At 33.8% G+C, this 1149-nt stretch carries 1 protein-coding gene; it reads right to left on the minus strand.

The window, feature by feature from the left end; all coding sequences use genetic code 11:
- Window positions 1-132: 132 nt before the first annotated feature.
- Window positions 133-924, minus strand: a complete 792-nt coding sequence (locus tag FOT98_RS30440; RefSeq protein ID WP_063262163.1) for a sulfotransferase family 2 domain-containing protein — start codon at window positions 922-924, stop codon at window positions 133-135.
- Between the last annotated feature and the right edge of the window lie 225 nt (window positions 925-1149).

A 1149-nucleotide genomic window follows, 5' to 3' on the forward strand; every position in this document is an offset into this window, starting at 1 on the left:
CGGGGATAGCCTAATGAATTAGAAGCCACTAGGCTTCTGTACTTAGGAATCTCCCACTTCAAACAGTCCGTAAGGACGTTAAGTGGTGAGTAGTTCAAGTAGTTTAAATGTTAAAAAGATGATAGATTGAAATCAGTATGGATATTCTTTACTATATCTATACGTATCGAAATCATTTTGAAATATTGTTTGAACGAGTTGTATACATTCCGTATCATAAAAACCTTCGAAAGTAGGGTAGCGAGGAAATAAAGGATCAGTAATACTTGCTTCGCTAAAATTTCCCCTATAGATCATAGCGGGAGTCTGATGATGCCAGGATGTTGATAACTTATTTATCGGTGCGGATTTTAATTCAAAGTGGCTCTCTAACTTTTGCATTTCCTGATCAAAATCCTCTAAGTAAATATAATTGGTTACATATGCTTCTTCACCTAGTATGTATTGTTGTGTAAAATGCGGATTCATATCATCTGTATGAGCATCTTTGGCGAGTAGGTAATATAAAAATTGTTTATATGAGATTCCTTTAGGAGAATTTTCATCTTGATATAAAAACTTTCGAATGGGTTGCCATTCTGGGTTTTCTACATAGGGAGGTGCGATTAAGGATACGAAAGAACTAACGGCTCTTTTAAAAGGATTACGAACAAGTTTAAAAGTTTCTTTTTGTTTATCTCGTAATGCTATGCCTAGCCGCACATCGTAGGCGGGTGTACTTTTATATATATCATATTCGTAATGATGAATGAAAGGATTATAGTTTAAAGCTGTTTGTAATAAATCAATCTGGTAAAAAAACCAATTAGCAAGTGAAGTGCAGCCACTTTTTTGACTCCAAAATAGAATGAGAGGGAAGTTTCTGTGGTAGTGTGGTTTTCTGAAATTAGCATTGATGATGTGTAACATAGAAGAATCAAACAATCTCTACACTCCTTTCAGTTATCATAATTATATGTATGAAAAATAAGGAAGGGTTATGAGTATTGAATGTTTTTTGTAAAAAATGAAAAAGAGTTGTTGACTATTGTTAAATAGAGGTGTAATATAAAACAAGTCGCCGATGCAATAACGCAGAACGCGGCAAACAAAATGAAAAACTTAGTTGACATTAACTAACGAAGATGTTAACATAAGGAAGTCGCAAAT

It is taken from the genome of Bacillus sp. HY001 (genome assembly GCF_007558965.1).
GTDB classification, from domain to species: Bacteria; Bacillota; Bacilli; order Bacillales; family Bacillaceae_G; genus Bacillus_A; species Bacillus_A mobilis.